General features: G+C 64.9%; 13 protein-coding genes, 3 tRNA genes and 1 pseudogene. 14 read left to right on the top strand and 3 right to left on the bottom strand.

The window, feature by feature from the left end; translation table 11 throughout:
• The first annotated feature begins 3 nt into the window (after window positions 1-3).
• From ASD34_RS00625 to ASD34_RS00595, 7 genes are all read left to right on the top strand, one after another.
• The gene (locus tag ASD34_RS00625) at window positions 4-489 is read left to right on the top strand and encodes a CvpA family protein (protein WP_056571675.1); all 486 of its coding nucleotides are present in this window, start codon (window positions 4-6) and stop codon (window positions 487-489) included.
• A gap of 12 nt (window positions 490-501) precedes the next feature.
• Entirely contained in the window at window positions 502-2,004 is a 1,503-nt protein-coding gene (gene purF / locus ASD34_RS00620; RefSeq protein WP_056571670.1) for an amidophosphoribosyltransferase, read from the top strand.
• Window positions 2,005-2,025: 21 nt separating this feature from the next.
• Entirely contained in the window at window positions 2,026-3,249 is a 1,224-nt protein-coding gene (locus tag ASD34_RS00615; RefSeq protein WP_056571667.1) for an O-succinylhomoserine sulfhydrylase, read from the top strand.
• Between the two features lie 11 nt (window positions 3,250-3,260).
• Entirely contained in the window at window positions 3,261-4,649 is a 1,389-nt protein-coding gene (gene gltX / locus ASD34_RS00610; RefSeq protein WP_056571664.1) for a glutamate--tRNA ligase, read from the top strand.
• Between the two features lie 36 nt (window positions 4,650-4,685).
• Window positions 4,686-4,761 (top strand) — tRNA-Ala (locus ASD34_RS00605).
• Window positions 4,762-4,812: 51 nt separating this feature from the next.
• Window positions 4,813-4,888: transfer RNA gene (locus ASD34_RS00600), tRNA-Glu, on the top strand.
• Window positions 4,889-4,958: 70 nt separating this feature from the next.
• Window positions 4,959-5,035: transfer RNA gene (locus tag ASD34_RS00595), tRNA-Asp, on the top strand.
• Between the two features lie 175 nt (window positions 5,036-5,210).
• Here the strand turns inward: ASD34_RS00595 and ASD34_RS26865 are convergent.
• A pseudogene (locus ASD34_RS26865) lies at window positions 5,211-5,923 on the bottom strand (transposase); the annotation flags it as partial.
• 712 nt (window positions 5,924-6,635) lie between these two features.
• Between ASD34_RS26865 and ASD34_RS00590 the strand changes: the two are divergent.
• The 6 genes from ASD34_RS00590 to ASD34_RS00565 all read left to right on the top strand — a co-directional run bounded on the left by ASD34_RS00590 (window position 6,636) and on the right by ASD34_RS00565 (window position 12,541).
• Window positions 6,636-7,385, top strand: coding sequence for an electron transfer flavoprotein subunit beta/FixA family protein (locus tag ASD34_RS00590; protein WP_056571661.1), 750 nt, complete (start codon window positions 6,636-6,638; stop codon window positions 7,383-7,385).
• An 11-nt stretch (window positions 7,386-7,396) separates the two neighbouring features.
• The gene (locus ASD34_RS00585) at window positions 7,397-8,341 is read left to right on the top strand and encodes an electron transfer flavoprotein subunit alpha/FixB family protein (protein WP_056571658.1); all 945 of its coding nucleotides are present in this window, start codon (window positions 7,397-7,399) and stop codon (window positions 8,339-8,341) included.
• A gap of 84 nt (window positions 8,342-8,425) precedes the next feature.
• On the top strand, window positions 8,426-9,709 hold the full coding sequence (locus ASD34_RS00580) for a CaiB/BaiF CoA transferase family protein (protein WP_056571654.1): 1,284 nt from the start codon (window positions 8,426-8,428) through the stop codon (window positions 9,707-9,709).
• Window positions 9,706-10,899 carry a thiolase family protein gene (locus tag ASD34_RS00575; protein WP_056571651.1) on the top strand — a complete coding sequence of 398 codons (1,194 nt, stop codon included), beginning with the start codon at window positions 9,706-9,708 and terminating at the stop codon, window positions 10,897-10,899. Before ASD34_RS00580 ends, ASD34_RS00575 begins: the two co-directional genes overlap by 4 nt.
• Window positions 10,896-11,321, top strand: a complete 426-nt coding sequence (locus ASD34_RS00570; RefSeq protein WP_056571648.1) for a Zn-ribbon domain-containing OB-fold protein — start codon at window positions 10,896-10,898, stop codon at window positions 11,319-11,321. The genes ASD34_RS00575 and ASD34_RS00570 overlap by 4 nt, the downstream gene beginning before the upstream one ends.
• A 59-nt stretch (window positions 11,322-11,380) precedes the next feature.
• Complete coding sequence (locus ASD34_RS00565) at window positions 11,381-12,541, top strand: acyl-CoA dehydrogenase family protein (protein ID WP_056571645.1); 1,161 nt, start codon at window positions 11,381-11,383, stop codon at window positions 12,539-12,541.
• A gap of 80 nt (window positions 12,542-12,621) precedes the next feature.
• Here ASD34_RS00565 and ASD34_RS00560 read toward each other — a convergent pair whose 3' ends face one another.
• Together ASD34_RS00560 and ASD34_RS00555 are read right to left on the bottom strand one after the other, a co-directional pair.
• On the bottom strand, window positions 12,622-13,101 hold the full coding sequence (locus ASD34_RS00560) for a MaoC/PaaZ C-terminal domain-containing protein (protein WP_056571641.1): 480 nt from the start codon (window positions 13,099-13,101) through the stop codon (window positions 12,622-12,624).
• Window positions 13,098-13,694, bottom strand: a complete 597-nt coding sequence (locus ASD34_RS00555; protein WP_056571637.1) for a DUF2889 domain-containing protein — start codon at window positions 13,692-13,694, stop codon at window positions 13,098-13,100. The genes ASD34_RS00560 and ASD34_RS00555 overlap by 4 nt, the downstream gene beginning before the upstream one ends.
• 82 nt (window positions 13,695-13,776) lie before the next feature.
• Here ASD34_RS00555 and ASD34_RS27330 point away from each other — a divergent pair, with 82 nt between their 5' ends.
• The gene (locus ASD34_RS27330) at window positions 13,777-15,186 is read left to right on the top strand and encodes a hypothetical protein (protein ID WP_056571634.1); all 1,410 of its coding nucleotides are present in this window, start codon (window positions 13,777-13,779) and stop codon (window positions 15,184-15,186) included.
• Window position 15,187: the final 1 nt, after the last annotated feature.

The raw sequence follows: 15,187 nt of genomic DNA, 5'->3' as shown, positions 1-15,187 counted from the left end.
GCCGTGGCCTTGCTCGACTGGATCGCCATCGCGCTCATCGTGCTGTCGATGCTGTTCGGGCTGGTGCGCGGCCTCGTCTTCGAAGTGATTTCGCTGATCGGCTGGGTGGCCGCCTTTCTCGTGGCCCAGTGGGTGGCCTCCGACGTGGCGGCCTGGCTGCCGTTCGGCGACCCGCAGGCGACCTGGCGCTATCCGCTGGCCTTCGTGCTCGTGTTCGTGGCGGTGGCATTCGGCGTGGGGCTGGCGGCAGCGCTCACGCGCAAGCTGATCGCCGCGGTCGGCCTGCGGCCGGTGGACCGGATTTTGGGAGCAGCGTTCGGCGCGGCACGGGGGGCGGTGGCCCTGCTCGTGCTGGCGGTCGTTGTTCATTTGCTGGCGTTGAGCGACAGTGCCTGGTGGCACGAATCGCGCAGCGCCATTGTTCTCGATGCGGCATTGCAGGGCCTCAAACCCTCGCTGCCTGAAAAGTTGGCAAGCTACCTGCCCTGAGAGGAATCGTTCATGTGTGGAATCGTCGGCGTTGTCAGCAACGCACCCGTCAACCAGCTACTCTATGACGCGCTGCTGCTCCTGCAGCACCGCGGCCAGGACGCGGCCGGCATCGTGACCTTGCTGGAACGCAAGTTCTTCATGCACAAGGCCAAGGGCATGGTGCGCGACGTGTTCCGCACCCGCAACATGCGCGCGCTGCCGGGCAACGTCGGCCTGGGCCAGGTGCGCTACCCGACCGCGGGCAACGCCTACAGCGAGGAAGAGGCGCAGCCCTTCTACGTGAATGCGCCCTTCGGCATCGTGCTGGTGCACAACGGCAACCTGACCAACGCGCACGCCCTGCGCGCGGAGCTGTTCTCCACCGACCACCGCCACACCAACACCGAGAGCGACTCCGAAGTGCTGCTCAATGTGCTGGCCCATGAAGTCGAGCGCTCCTCGCGCGGCGTGCCGCTGCACCCGGCCGAAGTGTTCGCCGCCGTCAAGAACGTCTACAAGCGCCTGCGCGGCTCCTATGCGGTGGTCTCGCTGATCGCCGGCCACGGCCTGCTTGCCTTCCGCGACCCCTACGGCATCCGCCCGTTGTGCATGGGCCGCAGCGCCGACGGCACCGTCATGGTGGCCAGCGAATCGGTCGCGCTCGAAGGTTCGGGCCACGTGTTCGAACGCAACATCGAGCCGGGCGAAGCCGTGTTCATCGACCTCGAAGGCAACGTGCACTCGATGCAGTGCGCCGAGGGCGCATCGCTCAACCCGTGCATCTTCGAGTTCGTGTACCTTGCGCGTCCCGACTCGGTGCTCGACGGCATCTCGGTCTACCAGGCGCGCCTGAACCTGGGCGAGACGCTGGCCAAGCGAGTGGTCTCGACCGTGCCGCCGAACCAGATCGACGTGATCATCCCGATCCCCGAATCGAGCCGCCCGAGCGCCACGCAACTGGCGCACCTGCTGGGCATTCCGTACCGCGAAGGCTTCGTGAAGAACCGCTACGTGGGCCGCACCTTCATCATGCCGGGGCAGGGCGTTCGCAAGAAGTCGGTGCGCCAGAAGCTCAACGTGATCGCCAGCGAGTTCAAGGGTCGTAACGTGCTGCTCGTCGACGACTCCATCGTGCGCGGCACCACCAGCCGTGAGATCGTGCAGATGGCGCGCGACGCCGGTGCGCGCAAGGTCTACCTGGCCAGCGCCGCGCCGCCGGTGCGCTACCCCAACGTCTACGGCATCGACATGCCGACCAAGGACGAACTCGTGGCGCACGACCGCACGGTCGAGGAAATCCGCGAACTCATCGGCTGCGACGCGCTGATCTACCAGGACGTCGACGCCATGAAGCGCGCCATCGGCTCGCTCAACCCGAAGCTCGCCGGTTTCGATGCCTCGTGCTTCGACGGCGTGTACGTGACCGGCGACATCGACACCGAAGCCATCTCGCGCATGAACGGCAACCGTCCGCGCATCGAGGAAAACGAAGAAGACGCTTCGCGCCTCGCCCTGCCGAACCCCAGCGAGTAAGAGAAAGAAGAGAGGGCCGACGTGAGCCAAGACGAACGCACCTTGCCACCCGGCCTGCACCGCGACACCCTCGCGCTGCGCACCGGCCTGGCACCCAGCCAGCACGGCGAGCACTCGGAGGCCCTGTTCCTCACGAGCGGCTTCGTGCAGCCCGACGCCGAAACCTCGGCCCGCCGCTTCGCCGGCACCGAGGCCGGCTTCACCTACTCGCGCACGTCGAACCCGACGGTCGCCAGCTTCGAGCAGCGCCTGGCCGCGCTCGAAGGCACCGAGGCCGCCATCGGCGCCTCGACCGGCATGGGCGCGATCCTCATGATGTGCATGGGTCTGCTCAAGGCTGGCGACCACGTGATCTGCTCGCGCTCGGTGTTCGGCTCCACGCTGAACCTGTTCGGCAAGGAGTTCGCCAAATTCGGCGTCGAGACCACCTTCGTCTCGCAGACCGACGTGGCCGAATGGCGCGCGGCGCTCAAGCCCAACACCAGGCTGCTGTTTGCAGAAACGCCGACCAACCCGCTGACGGAAGTCTGCGACATCCAGGCACTGGCCGACCTGGCCCACGGCGCGGGCGCGCTGCTCGCGGTCGACAACTGCTTCTGCACGCCGATCCTGCAGCGGCCGGCCGAACTGGGTGCTGACCTCATCATCCATTCGGGCACCAAGTACCTCGACGGCCAGGGCCGTGTGATGGCTGGCGCGATCTGCGGTCCGTCGAAGCTCATCGTCGATGTCTTCGGCCCCGTGGTGCGCACCGCCGGCATGGCGCTGTCACCGTTCAATGCGTGGGTCGTGCTCAAGGGCATGGAAACGCTCGGCATCCGCATGAAGGCGCAATGCGCGAATGCGCTGGCCGTGGCGCAGTGGCTCGAGCAGCAGCCCGGCATTGCACGCGTGTACTACCCCGGTCTTGCCTCGCATGGACAACACGAACTCGCGATGCGCCAGCAGTCGGGGCAGGGCGGGGCGGTGGTGTCGTTCGACGTGGTCGGCGACACGCCCGAAGCCGCGCGCGCCAACGCCTTCCATGTGATCAACAGCACGCGCGTTGTGAGCATCGCCACGAACCTGGGCGACACCAAGACCATCATCACGCACCCCGGCACGACCTCGCACGGCCGTCTCACCGAAGTACAGCGCCAGGCCGCGGGCATCAGCCAGGGGCTGATTCGCCTTGCGGTCGGCCTTGAATACATCGACGACATCACGGCCGACCTTTCGCGCGGCCTGAGCACCCTGACTTCCTGATTTTTCATTTCATGACCGGCAAAGTTCGCACCCGCATCGCACCGTCTCCCACCGGCTTTCTTCACTTGGGCACGGCGCGCACCGCACTCTATTCGTGGGCCTACGCGCGCCACCACGGCGGCGAGTTCGTGCTGCGCATCGAGGACACCGACGTGGCCCGTTCCACGCAGGACTCGACCGACCAGATCCTTGCGTCGATGCACTGGCTCGGCCTCGACTACGACGAGGGGCCGATCTACCAGATGCAGCGCCTCGAGCGCTACCGCGAAGTCATCGCGCAGATGCTCGCGGCCGGCACGGCGTACCACTGCTATTGCACGCCCGCCGAGCTCGACGAAATGCGCGAGGCCCAACGCGCGCGCAACGAGAAGACGCTGTACGACCGCCGCTGGCGTCCGGAGCCGGGCAAGGTGCTGCCGCCTGTACCGGAGGGCGTGCCACCCGTGGTGCGCTTCTGCAATCCGCCCGAAGGCGACGTGACGTGGAGCGACCTCGTCAAGGGCGAGATCACCATCAACAACCGCGAGATCGACGACCTGATCATCTTGCGGCCCGACGGTGTGCCGACCTACAACTTCGCCGTGGTGGTCGATGACTGGGACATGAACATCACGCACGTGTTCCGCGGCGACGAGCACATCAACAACACGCCGTGGCAGATCAATATCTTCCGCGCTCTCGGCGCACCGCTGCCGCAATTCGGTCACGTGCCCGTGATCCTCGGAGACGATGGGCAGAAGCTCTCGAAGCGCCGCGGTGCCGTGAGCGTCACCGCGTACGAAGACAACGGCTACCTGCCCGAAGCCATGCTCAACTACCTCGCGCGCCTCGGCTGGAGCCACGGCGACGACGAGCTGTTCACGCGCGAGCAGATGGTGAGCTGGTTCGATGGCACGCACCTCTCGAAGAGCCCTGCACAGTGGGACGCAGCCAAGCTCGCATGGGTGAACGCGCAGTACATCAAGGCCAGGAGCGGCGACGAGCTCGCACCGCTTGTTGCAGCGCAGTTGCAAAAGCGAGGCATCGTCGCCGACACACGTTTGCCGGCAATCTGCGCGCTGTTCAAAGATCGTTGCGACACGACTGTGGCACTCGCTGGTTGGGCTGCGGCCTTCTACGCAGACATCGAAGTGACCGATGCGGACCGCGCGCAGCACATCACTGATGCAGTGAAGCCTGCAATCGCAACACTCGTTGAAAAATTGACGACGGTCGCCTGGGAGAGGGCCTCAATCGCAGTTATGATCAAGGAAGTCCTCGCGACACACGCGCTGAAAATGCCCGTGTTAGCGATGCCAGTACGAGTGCTTGTGATGGGAACATCGCAGACACCGTCCCTCGATTCAGTGCTCGAAATTTTTTCCCGCGAAAAAGTTATCGAGCGATTGAAAAAGGCCTGAAAAATCGGGCTATAATTCGAGGCTCGACACCCACACGGGGGTATAGCTCAGCTGGGAGAGCGCTTGCATGGCATGCAAGAGGTCATCGGTTCGATCCCGTTTACCTCCACCATCAAAGTGTCGAGTAGGTTAGAGATGCTGATCGCAGCACGTCCAAGGTTTTGACCCTATCGTCTAGAGGCCTAGGACACCACCCTTTCACGGTGGCTACCGGGGTTCGAATCCCCGTAGGGTCGCCAGTTTCACTTCGGTGAATCAGGCACGAGTTGTCAACACTCGGTTCCGCAAGGAGCGAACGTTGATCTACCAGGAGTGGTAGTTCAGTTGGTTAGAATACCGGCCTGTCACGCCGGGGGTCGCGGGTTCGAGTCCCGTCCACTCCGCCATTTTGCTAATAAAATCAACAACTTACGTTGGTTTTGGGACTTGGTCCCACATAAAAGCCCACATAAAGCCGCAGTCCGAAAGGGTTGCGGCTTTTGTTTTTGTACGCGGGTTCATCGATGCCGCGTCTCAAGCTGAACTGGCACTGAGTCTTGTGCTGCATGAAGGTGGAGTGTGGACGTTGTGGCCAACGATGTCCGTGCTCTTGCCGGACTGAAGCATTGAGCGCGCGTCTGGATCCGCTAACGAGCGCTGCTGGGCCGGTTCAGTCTTGAGTTGCTCCCTCGTCTCATCGAACTGCCGCATCTGTTCGCGCAGCTTGCCGAGCTTCTCTTGCAGGCGCTCGGGTTTGGCTTCGAAGTCGGCTGGCTGGACGCGGTCTCCAGCGCATCGAGGTAGCGCTGAATACTTTGCTCAATCTGCTCCTTGCGTGCGTCGATCTTGCCCCGGGGAGAAGTTGCGGTCGCGGCTGTTGACCGCTTTGAACTTGCTCCCGTCGATGGCCGCCACGGCTTGAGAGAAGAGCTTCATTTGACGGCACAGCACGATGAAGCTGCGGCACACATTACGGATGCCCTTGCCTTGCCCTTGTCGCGACGGAAGTCGGCAATGGTCTTGAAGTCGGGAGTCAGGAGGCCGGTAAGCCACATGAGTTCAACGTTGCGTTGAGCTTCGCGCTCCAGCCGACGACTGGACAGAACCGATGGGTGGTATCCAGGGCGGCCGGTGATTGCAGGGTCTACACCCTCGAAGCCGAGAGCGCCTAGATTCAATTCGTTGACGAACGCATCGACGATGCGCGCCGGGATGTCTTTGCCAACATAGTCGTCAAGGCATTCCGGCAACAACTTGACCTGGTATCGGGCTGCGCCTTCGATGAATCGCTTTATGGGCCACGTCGCTGGAAACTGGTGACCTCACTTTATTTTTTGTACTGGCGTTTGGGGGCACACAGCCTCGGCCGATAGCACCCATTCGCGCGAGGCCGAGGGATGTCGGCTTCCGCGTAGCTGCCTTTCGGTAGTCCGCGATGGTCTTGAAATCAGGGAGGCAGACGCCCGGTCAGCCTCGGGCGCAGTCACAGCAATGGGTGCGGTTCGCGCCAGCAACCGGATCTGCTCAAAGTCCAGTTGCTCCAACCCGCCTGACTGCCCCCGACCAGAGAGGCATGGTGCGGGTTGTCGGCCAACTGGTTGGCCCATGCATGCAAATCGCTCCAGCGTCTGTCGCGTGCCAACTGTTCGAGGTCTGCGTGCAGGGAAGGCGAGAGAGGGTTGATTGTTGGGAGCGGCCACGAACGTCGCTGGGTCTGGCGCTGCGGCTTCGGCCGGCGCGAAACGGGCGCAGCGGGAAGAAGAGCCTCCGGGGCATTCCTGGCCGTCAGCGAGAGGCTGACGCGCGTGCCTTCACCGACTGTGCTCTTCAACACCAGATGTCCGTCCATGTGCTAGACGATCCGGCGCGCGATCACCAGTCCCAAGCCGTCGCCAGTGGTGCTCGGCGCATCTTCGGCNGGGGGGGGGGGGGGGGGGGGCCTGTCAAAGGCGATTGACGGTTCACAATCTCTCGGCAATAATTGGTCCAACCATTGATACTATTGCCATGAAAATCATTGTTCCAGTCAAACGGGTCGTCGACTACAACGTGAAGGTGCGCGTCAAGAGCGACGGCACCGGGGTGGACATTGCCAACGTCAAGATGAGCATGAACCCCTTCGACGAGATCGCTGTGGAAGAAGCGGTTCGCCTGAAGGAAAAGGGCGTGGTCACGGAAGTGATCGCGGTGTCGTGCGGCGATGCCAAGTGCCAGGAAACCCTGCGCACGGCGATGGCCATCGGTGCCGATCGCGGCATCCTCGTCGAGACCGACGCCGAGCTGCAGCCCCTGGCCGTGGCCAAGCTGCTCAAGGCCCTCGTCGACAAGGAACAGCCCTCGCTCGTGATCTTGGGTAAGCAAGCCATCGACGATGACGCCAACCAGACCGGCCAGATGCTGGCTGCACTGGCCGACCTGCCCCAAGCCACCTTCGCCTCGAAGGTCGACCTGGCGGCTGACAAGGTCACCGTGGCTCGCGAAGTCGACGGCGGCATGGAAACGCTGACCCTCACGCTGCCCGCAGTCATCACGACCGACCTGCGCCTGAACGAGCCGCGCTATGTGACCTTGCCCAACATCATGAAGGCCAAGAAGAAGCAGCTGGACACGGTCAAGCCCGACGAGCTGGGCGTGGACGTGGCGCCGCGCCTGAAGACCCTGAAGGTCGCCGAGCCCCCGAAGCGCGGTGCCGGCATCAAGGTGCCCGACGTTGCCACCCTGGTGGACAAGCTCAAGAACGAAGCCAAAGTGATCTGAGGAGAAATGAAATGACCGTACTCGTCATTGCGGAACACGACAACGCCCTGATCAAGGGCGCCACGCTCAACACGGTCGCGGCCGCCCGCCAGATCGGCATGTTTGGCGACGGACAGGTGCACCTGCTCGTGGCCGGCGTCCAGAGCACGGCTGCCGCTGCAGCGGCCGCGCAGATCGAGGGCGTGGCCAAGGTATTGCACGCCGATGGCGTCAGCTTGGCCCATGCGCTGGCCGAAAATGTGGCGGCGCAGGTGCTGGCCATCGCACCGGCATACAGCCACATCCTGCTCGCGGCCACTGCCAGCGGCAAGAACATCGCGCCGCGCGTGGCGGCCAAGCTGGACGTGGCGCAGGTGAGCGACATCACCCGCGTCGTTGCCGCCGACACCTACGAGCGCCCGATCTATGCCGGCAACGCGATTGCCACCGTCCAGAGCACGGACGCGACCCAGGTGATCACCGTGCGCACTACGGGCTTCAACCCCGCGCCCGCCACGGGTGGCAGTGCCACCGTCGAGACGTGCGAGGCCGTGCCGGCGGCCACCGCGATCCGCTTCGTCGATGCCCAGATCGCCAAGAGCGACCGTCCGGAACTGACAGCCGCCAAGATCATCGTCTCGGGTGGACGAGCGCTGGGCAGCGCCGAGAAGTTCACCGAAGTGATGACGCCGCTGGCCGACAAGCTCAACGCGGGCCTGGGTGCCAGCCGCGCGGCCGTCGACGCAGGCTATGCCCCGAACGACTGGCAAGTGGGCCAGACGGGCAAGATCGTGGCACCGCAGCTGTACATCGCTGCCGGCATTTCGGGCGCCATCCAGCATCTGGCCGGCATGAAGGACTCGAAGGTCATCGTCGCGATCAACAAGGACGAAGAAGCACCGATCTTCTCGGTGGCCGACTACGGCCTCGTGGCCGACCTGTTCACGGCCGTGCCGGAACTGGTGGGCCTGGTCTGACGCCGCGTTCGCTTGAATGTGTGTCAAACATAGGTAGAATGGTAGAACCAAATAAGCGTAGCAACATTGACCAGGAATCGTGCCGTGTTTGATCAATCCAAAATCAACGAACTGCCCGAGCAGCAGCCCGCTCCCGCCGCGAGCGTCGGCATTCTTGCGGGCGTGCGCATCGTCGATTTCACCCACTTCGTCGCCGGGCCGCTCGCCACGATGACGCTGGCGGACTTCGGTGCCGATGTCATCAAGGTTGAGGCGCCCAAGGGTGACGACTTTCGCTTCTATCCGCCGACGGACCCGGAGCTGGAGGCCCAGGGCGCTCCCTATCTCTGGACGAACCGCAACAAGCGCAGCATCGCGCTCGATATGAAGTCGCCGCAGGGACTGGCGGTGGCCAAGGCCCTCATCGAGTCGGCGGACGTGCTGGTCGAGAATTTCTCGACCGGTGTCATGGACCGGTTCGGGCTCGACTACGAGGCCTGCAAGAAGATCAATCCCCGCCTGATCTACTGCTCGGTGTCCGCCTACGGCCGCACGGGCCCCTACGCCGACCGCCTGGGCTTCGACCCGATCGCGCAGGCTGAGAGCGGCTTCATCTCGATGAACGGCTACTCGGACCGTCAGGGCGTGCGCACCGGCTCCGCGATCATGGATATCAGCACGGCCATGGTGGCGACCAACGCCATCCTGCTCGCGTTGATGGCGCGCCAGAAGGATGGCGCGGGCCAGGCCATCGAGGTGGCCTTGTTCGATACCGCCATCCTGATGACGGGCTTCGCCGCCATGCAGCACCTCACCACGGGCTACGAGCCGCAGCGCAACGGCAACACCAGCCCGGACACCTGCCCCTCCGGCGTGTTTCAGTGCGAGGACGCACCTTTCTATATCAACTGCGGCAACGACGGCATCTTCGTGCGGTTGTTCGAGCAGGTTCTGGAGCGTCCCGACATCGCACATGATCCGGTGCTGTCCAAGCGTGCCAACCGCCTAGCCCGGCGCGACTTCCTCTTCGAGTTGATGAGCGAAGCCTTCGCCAAGCATCCTTGGCAGTACTGGCAGCCCAAGCTGCGGGCCGCGGGCGTGCCCAGCGGGCAGGTCCGCACGCTGGCGCAGGCGCTGGCTTCCGACGAGGCCCGTTCGCGGAACCTGGTCAGCCGCATCCCGCATCCCGTGAAGGGCTGGATTCCCAACATCACGACGCCCATCCGCCTGTCGCGCACGCCCGCGGCAGTGTCCCGGGCGGCTCCTGCTGTCGGCGCGGACACGGACGAGGTGCTGCGCGAGGCGCTGGGTTTCGATGAGGAGCGCATTCGCCAGTTGAGGGGTGAGGGTGCCTTCGGTCCGGCACCGCAGCCAAAGGCCGTGCAATGACCCGCGCGGTCGCCATCATCGGCGTCAGCGCGATTCCCGTCGGCCGGCATCAGACGGTCGATGACGCTGCGCTCCAGACGCTGGAGCACGAGATCATGACGCGCCTCGTCGTCGAGGCCGTGCGCGACGCGGGCGTGCACAAGCAGGACATCCAGAGCATCGTCTTCACGCTGCCGCGGCCCTATACGCGCCAGAAGTACTTCCATACCTTTCTCATGGGGCAGCTGCGCCTGGCATGCCGTGGCAATGTCATGGAGGTGATGGGCAACGGGATGACGGCGGCACTGGCATTCGACCAGGCGTGCAACGACATCCTGCTCGGCCGGGCGGACGTTGCGCTGGCCCTGGGCATCAACATGGAAAGCTCGGTGTCCGCCGCAGAGCACATGATGAGCAGCATGCGCACGACGGGCGACGTCGACTTCCACGTGCCCTCGGGCTTCACGCCCATTGCCTGGTACGCGATGGATGCGATGCGCTACATGCACGAGCACGGCGCGACGCGCGAGCAACTGGGAGCGGTGGCGGTGAAGAACCGCTGGCACGCGGGCATGAACCCGCTGGCCCAGTACCGCAAGCCGATCAGCCTGGAAGAGGTGGTGGCGCAGCGTCCCATCGTGGAGCCGCTGGGCCTTTACGACGTGCCTCCGCGTGGCGACGGTGCCGCCTGCCTGGTGCTTGCCACGGAGGAGGTCGCCAAGGCCACCGGAAAGCCCTACGTGCTGGTGAAGGGGCGTGGCTTCTGTCACGACGGCACTCACCAGATCAGCGACGTGCCCAACGACATGATCGGATTCGAGTCCGCCCGGATGGCGGCGCAGACCGCGTATGAACAGGCAGGCATCCAGGCCGCGGATATCGACGTGGCTGAGTTGTATGCGCCCTGCACGATCGTGGAGGTGCTGGTGAGCGAAGCGACCGGCCTCGTGCAGCGAGGCCAGGGCGCCCGCGCGGCCGCCGAGGGTGAAACGAAGCTCGGCGGGCGCATTCCCATCTCCACCTCCGGCGGGCTGACTTCCCGTGGCCATCCGGCGTACGTGACCTCGCTCTACAACTATGTGGAGCTGGCCGATCAACTGCGGGGGAGGGCAGGCGAGCGTCAGGTGAAGAACGCCCGCTTCGGCCTGGCCACGGGCGAACTGGGCAACTACAACGCGGCACTGATCCACGTGCTGGAGGCAAAGCAATGAGCTTGTCGCATGTCGACATGGAGACCGCGCGCGCTTACCCGCCCCGCGTGTCGGCGTTCACGCAGACGTTCTGGAACGCGCTGGGTGAAGGACGCTGGATCACCACCTGCTGCAAGGGCTGCGGGCGCAGCACCTTTCCCCCCAAGCCCGTCTGCCCGCACTGCTGGTCGCCGGATGTGCAGTGGACCGAGCTGAGCACGCGTGGCACCCTCTATTCGTGGACGCGTGTGCATGCCGCGCCCGCCGTCTTCGGCGCGGAAGCGCCGTACGCCGTCGGTATCGTCGACCTGAGCGACGGCGTTCGACTGGCCTGCCGCTTGGTGGAGACACAGGGGCAGCCGCTGCGTGTCGACCAGCCGGTGGAAATGCTGGTCCTGCGATACAGCGACGGCCCTCTCTTTGCCGCGCGGCCGGCTTCCTGAACGTATCCATTCCTTTGGGCCTCGTCCGAGTGCCCGCCATACCTAGCCCGGAGAAACCTATGTCACTGATCAATACTGTCGGCCTTACCGAAGACCAGCGCATGATGCGCGAGGGCGTGCTGGACCTGCTTGCGCGCCACCTGCCGTGGGAGAAGGTGCGCAAGATGGACGAAGAGCGTGCCTTCCCGATCGAGGCCTACGAGGCCCTGGCCGACGCGGGATACATCGGGCTGTTCTACCCCGAGGAACTGGGCGGCACCGGCGGCTCCTACCGCGACATCGCGGTACTGCTGGAGACCATGGGCTACTACTACACCGGCATCGCCCAGGCGATCACCACGTCGGCCGTGTATGCCGGCATGCACATCGCGAAGTTCGGCACGCCCGAGCTGAAGAAGGATCTGGTGCCCAAGATCATCGCGGGCAAGGCCAAGCTGGCGCTGTGCATGTCCGAACCGGGCACGGGTTCCGATGTTGCGGGCCTGAAGACGTTCGCCGAGCGCCAGGGCGATGAGTATGTGCTCAACGGCAACAAGGTCTGGATCACCTGCGGCCACGTGGCGGACTACCTGGTTGTGATCACGCGCACCGACCGTGACGGGGTCAGTCGCCACCAGGGCATCAGCACGCTGCTGGTGGATGCCAAGGCGCCGGGCGTGACGATCCGTCCGCTGCAGATGCTGGGCCGCCGCACGTCCCACGCCAATGAGATCTTCTTCGATAACGTGCGCGTCCCGGCGACCAACCTGTTCGGTGGCGAAGGCAAGGCCTGGAAGAACATCATGAGCTGCCTGGGGCTGGAGCGTCTGGGTCTGGCCGGGATCTCGGCGGGCCACTGCTTCAAGATCACCGAGTACGCTCGCGACTACGCCAAGGAGCGCGTGCAGTTCGGCAAGCCCATCTCCGACTTCCAGGTGATCCAGCACAAGCTGGCTGACATGCTGATCCTGTCGGAGACGGCGCGGCAGATGGTGTATCGCGCCGCCGATGTGCTCGACCAGGGGCTGCCGGCCGTGACGGAGGCATCGATCGCCAAGGTCGTCGCCACCGAGAACAACTTCAAGTGCGCCGACATCGGCATGCAGATCATGGGCGGTGCAGGCTACTCCATGGAGTACGACATGCAGATGTTCTTCCGCGACTCGCGCGTGGGCCCCATCGGCGGCGGCACCAACGAGATTCAGCGCAACATCCTGGCCAAGCAGATGGACCTGCTCTGATCGCGCAACAGGCGCCCAGACAAATAAAAAACCGGGCGCCTGGCGCCCGGCTTTTTCATTGGGGGACGCCGTGCTTCACGTCACTGCGCCAGCGGGCGGCAGCGGTACATCAGCGTCGTGACCATGGAGTGGACGGTTTCGCCGCGCTGGTTCTTGATCTTGCGATCGAAGACCACGATGCCCTGATTGCCCTTGCTGGTCAGCTTCTTCTCGGTCGGCGTGATGACCACGTGCAGAGTGTCGCCATGCTTGACGGGCAGGTGCATGCGCCATTGGTCGTTGCCCAGCATGGCGACGATGGTTCCGTCGTTGATGCCGCTGAGGCATTGCAGGCCGCCGGCAATCGCCAGCACCAGGGGGCCGTGCGCGATCGGCTCGCCGTAGGGCTGGGTCTTGCAGAACTCGTGGTCGATGTGCGGCGCGTTGTGGTCGCCGGAGAGGCAGGCGAAGTTGACGATGTCGGTCAGCGTCACCGTGCGGCGCGAGGTCACGATCGTCTGGCCGATCTCGAAGTCCTCGTAGTACATGCCGCGAGGCTTGGAAATTTCTGCTTGTGTCATGAGGACTCCTGCTTTGCACCGGGGGCGGTGCCGGGGTTGGTGGATGGTGAAAGAGGTTGGTGAAAGCGCGGCAAGTGCAGCTTGACCACGGGGCTGTCCAGCCGCCATGAATGGCACTGGCCCAGATAGTGGGGGCGTTGCCCGTCCGGCGTCCGGTCCTGGCCCGTCTGCATGCGCTGCTGGGCGAGCCATGTCGGGATGGTCTGCAGCGCGGCGGTGGCCATATTCAGCAGCAGTTCGCGCAAGTGGGTGCAGCTTTCGCCCGCCTGCACGCGCTCGCTGATGGCGCGGCGCCATCCCGTGGCCATGCGCGCGCCGACCATTGCCTGCAGGCTGTTCTCGACCTGCGTGCAGTACCCGAAGGGCGTGGCGAGCATCCGGCTTTCGAGCGCGCGCACCTCCATGTGGGCATCGACCGTGGCGGTGATGGTCATGTGGTGAACGGGCTCGCCCGCAGGCAGAACGCCTTTCTCCGGCACGGTGGTGTCGTAGCCGCGAACATCCTTGAGCTGGGCCTCGACCTCGAACAGGCCGTCTTCCCGTCGGAAGGTCTGGAAGGAGACGGTGCGGGTATGAAGCGGTTGGCGTTTCACGGATGGCGTGCGGCAAGGAAAGTAGGGATCAAGCGGCGAGATGCTATCGACATCAATGGTAGGGCCATTGTATAGTTGGCGCATGAATCAAGGCAACCCGGGTCCCTCGCCCGATCTGGCGGCAAGGACGGTCTGGGTCGGCGCGGCACAGGGCGCGCTGGTGGCGTTCACCGTGCTGGATCTGCTGTGGCCCCGGCCGTGGCTCGTGGGCGCATTCACGTCGGCGGCCGTGCTTTTCATCGGCATGCTCTGGCGCGGCGCGCCCGTCGGCCTGCGCCGCACGTGCACGCTGCTGATGCTCATGACGGCCCTGCTGTTGCCCCTGGTCCCGGACGCCGCCGGGACCCTGGTCAAGGGTCTGCGGATCGGCGGGCTGATCGGCTCGCTGCTGCTGTCGATCGCCACGCTGTCGCGGGCGGCGCAGCGGGTCGGGCCCTTGCGCCGGTTGATGGGGGCCGTGCTCAAGGTGCCGCCCGGGCGCCGCTTCAGCACGGTGACGGTGACCAGCCAGTTCTTCGGCGGCTTCCTGGGCCTGGCAGGAATCACCATGATGATGGAGGCCGCGTCGCAGGCCGAGTTCGACAGCCAGCAGGAGCGCGCGGCCTGCTTCGGCGCCATCGCGCGCGGCTATGCCGCGGCCAACCTGTGGAGTCCGATGTTCAGCAATCTCAGCATCCTGCTGGCGGTGAATGCGGGCCTGGCCTGGACGCGGGTCTTTCCGGCCGCCGTGGGCCTGGCCGCCATCAGCTTGGTGCTGACTTTGTCGCTGCAGAAGCTGAAGGCCTGGCGTTCGCCGGCCGCGCCCGGGTCTGACGCCAGCGTCGGCTGGTGGGCGCTGCTGCGTGTCGGCTGGATGGTGCTGGCGGCGATGCTGGCCTTCCTGGTGTGCGTGCTGGCCATCAGCCACGGGAGTCAGCAGCCGGTCGCGGGCGTGGTGATCGTGCTGGCGCCGCTGGCTGCGTGGCTGCTGGCGTTGTGCGCCGAGGGCGAACGGGTCGATGCCGGCGAGGCGGCCCGACGTGTCCTGCGCGACTTCGCGGGTTTCAGGTCGATGGTGGGCGAGGTGATGTTGTTCTTCGCCTCGGGGTGCGCGGGCACAGTGATCGCCTCGGCCCTGCCTTCGTCCTGGACGCAGCCCGTGGCGACGGCTCTGCTGCCCTTCCCCGTGCTGGGCTGCCTGTTTCTCGCGGCGGGCGTGGTGCTGCTGTCTTGCACGTCGGTGCATCCCATGCTGTCGGGCATCGTGCTGGCAGTCGCGTTTCCCGCCGCCTCGCTCGGCCTGAACCCGGTCGCGCATGTGCTCGCCGTGCTGGCGGGCCTGGGCGTGGCGGTGATCCTCACGCCGTTCTCCGTGATCAGCCTGATGGCGAGCCGGTTGTCCGGGTTGCCGCTGTTCAACGTGAGCGTGCGGGCGAACTTCGGCTTCGCCTTGCTCAACCTCCTGCTCGTTGCCCTGATCCTGGGCCACGCTTCTTCGCATCTTCTTCGCTGAA

The sequence above is a fragment of the Variovorax sp. Root473 genome (assembly GCF_001426505.1).
Lineage (GTDB): Bacteria > Pseudomonadota > Gammaproteobacteria > Burkholderiales > Burkholderiaceae_C > Variovorax.
The sequence above is the reverse complement of the archived record's forward strand: the minus strand, read 5'-3'. Positions and strand labels throughout refer to the sequence as shown.

What these genes read in the sequence shown, in the direction of transcription:
- ASD34_RS00560 (WP_056571641.1), bottom strand. Translation starts at nt 13,101, where the DNA reads ATGACACAAGCAGAAATTTCCAAGCCTCGCGGCATGTACTACGAGGAC.
- purF (WP_056571670.1), top strand. Translation starts at nt 502, where the DNA reads ATGTGTGGAATCGTCGGCGTTGTCAGCAACGCACCCGTCAACCAGCTA.
- ASD34_RS27330 (WP_056571634.1), top strand. Translation starts at nt 13,777, where the DNA reads ATGAATCAAGGCAACCCGGGTCCCTCGCCCGATCTGGCGGCAAGGACG.
- ASD34_RS00585 (WP_056571658.1), top strand. Translation starts at nt 7,397, where the DNA reads ATGACCGTACTCGTCATTGCGGAACACGACAACGCCCTGATCAAGGGC.
- gltX (WP_056571664.1), top strand. Translation starts at nt 3,261, where the DNA reads ATGACCGGCAAAGTTCGCACCCGCATCGCACCGTCTCCCACCGGCTTT.
- ASD34_RS00565 (WP_056571645.1), top strand. Translation starts at nt 11,381, where the DNA reads ATGTCACTGATCAATACTGTCGGCCTTACCGAAGACCAGCGCATGATG.
- ASD34_RS00575 (WP_056571651.1), top strand. Translation starts at nt 9,706, where the DNA reads ATGACCCGCGCGGTCGCCATCATCGGCGTCAGCGCGATTCCCGTCGGC.
- ASD34_RS00590 (WP_056571661.1), top strand. Translation starts at nt 6,636, where the DNA reads ATGAAAATCATTGTTCCAGTCAAACGGGTCGTCGACTACAACGTGAAG.
- ASD34_RS00570 (WP_056571648.1), top strand. Translation starts at nt 10,896, where the DNA reads ATGAGCTTGTCGCATGTCGACATGGAGACCGCGCGCGCTTACCCGCCC.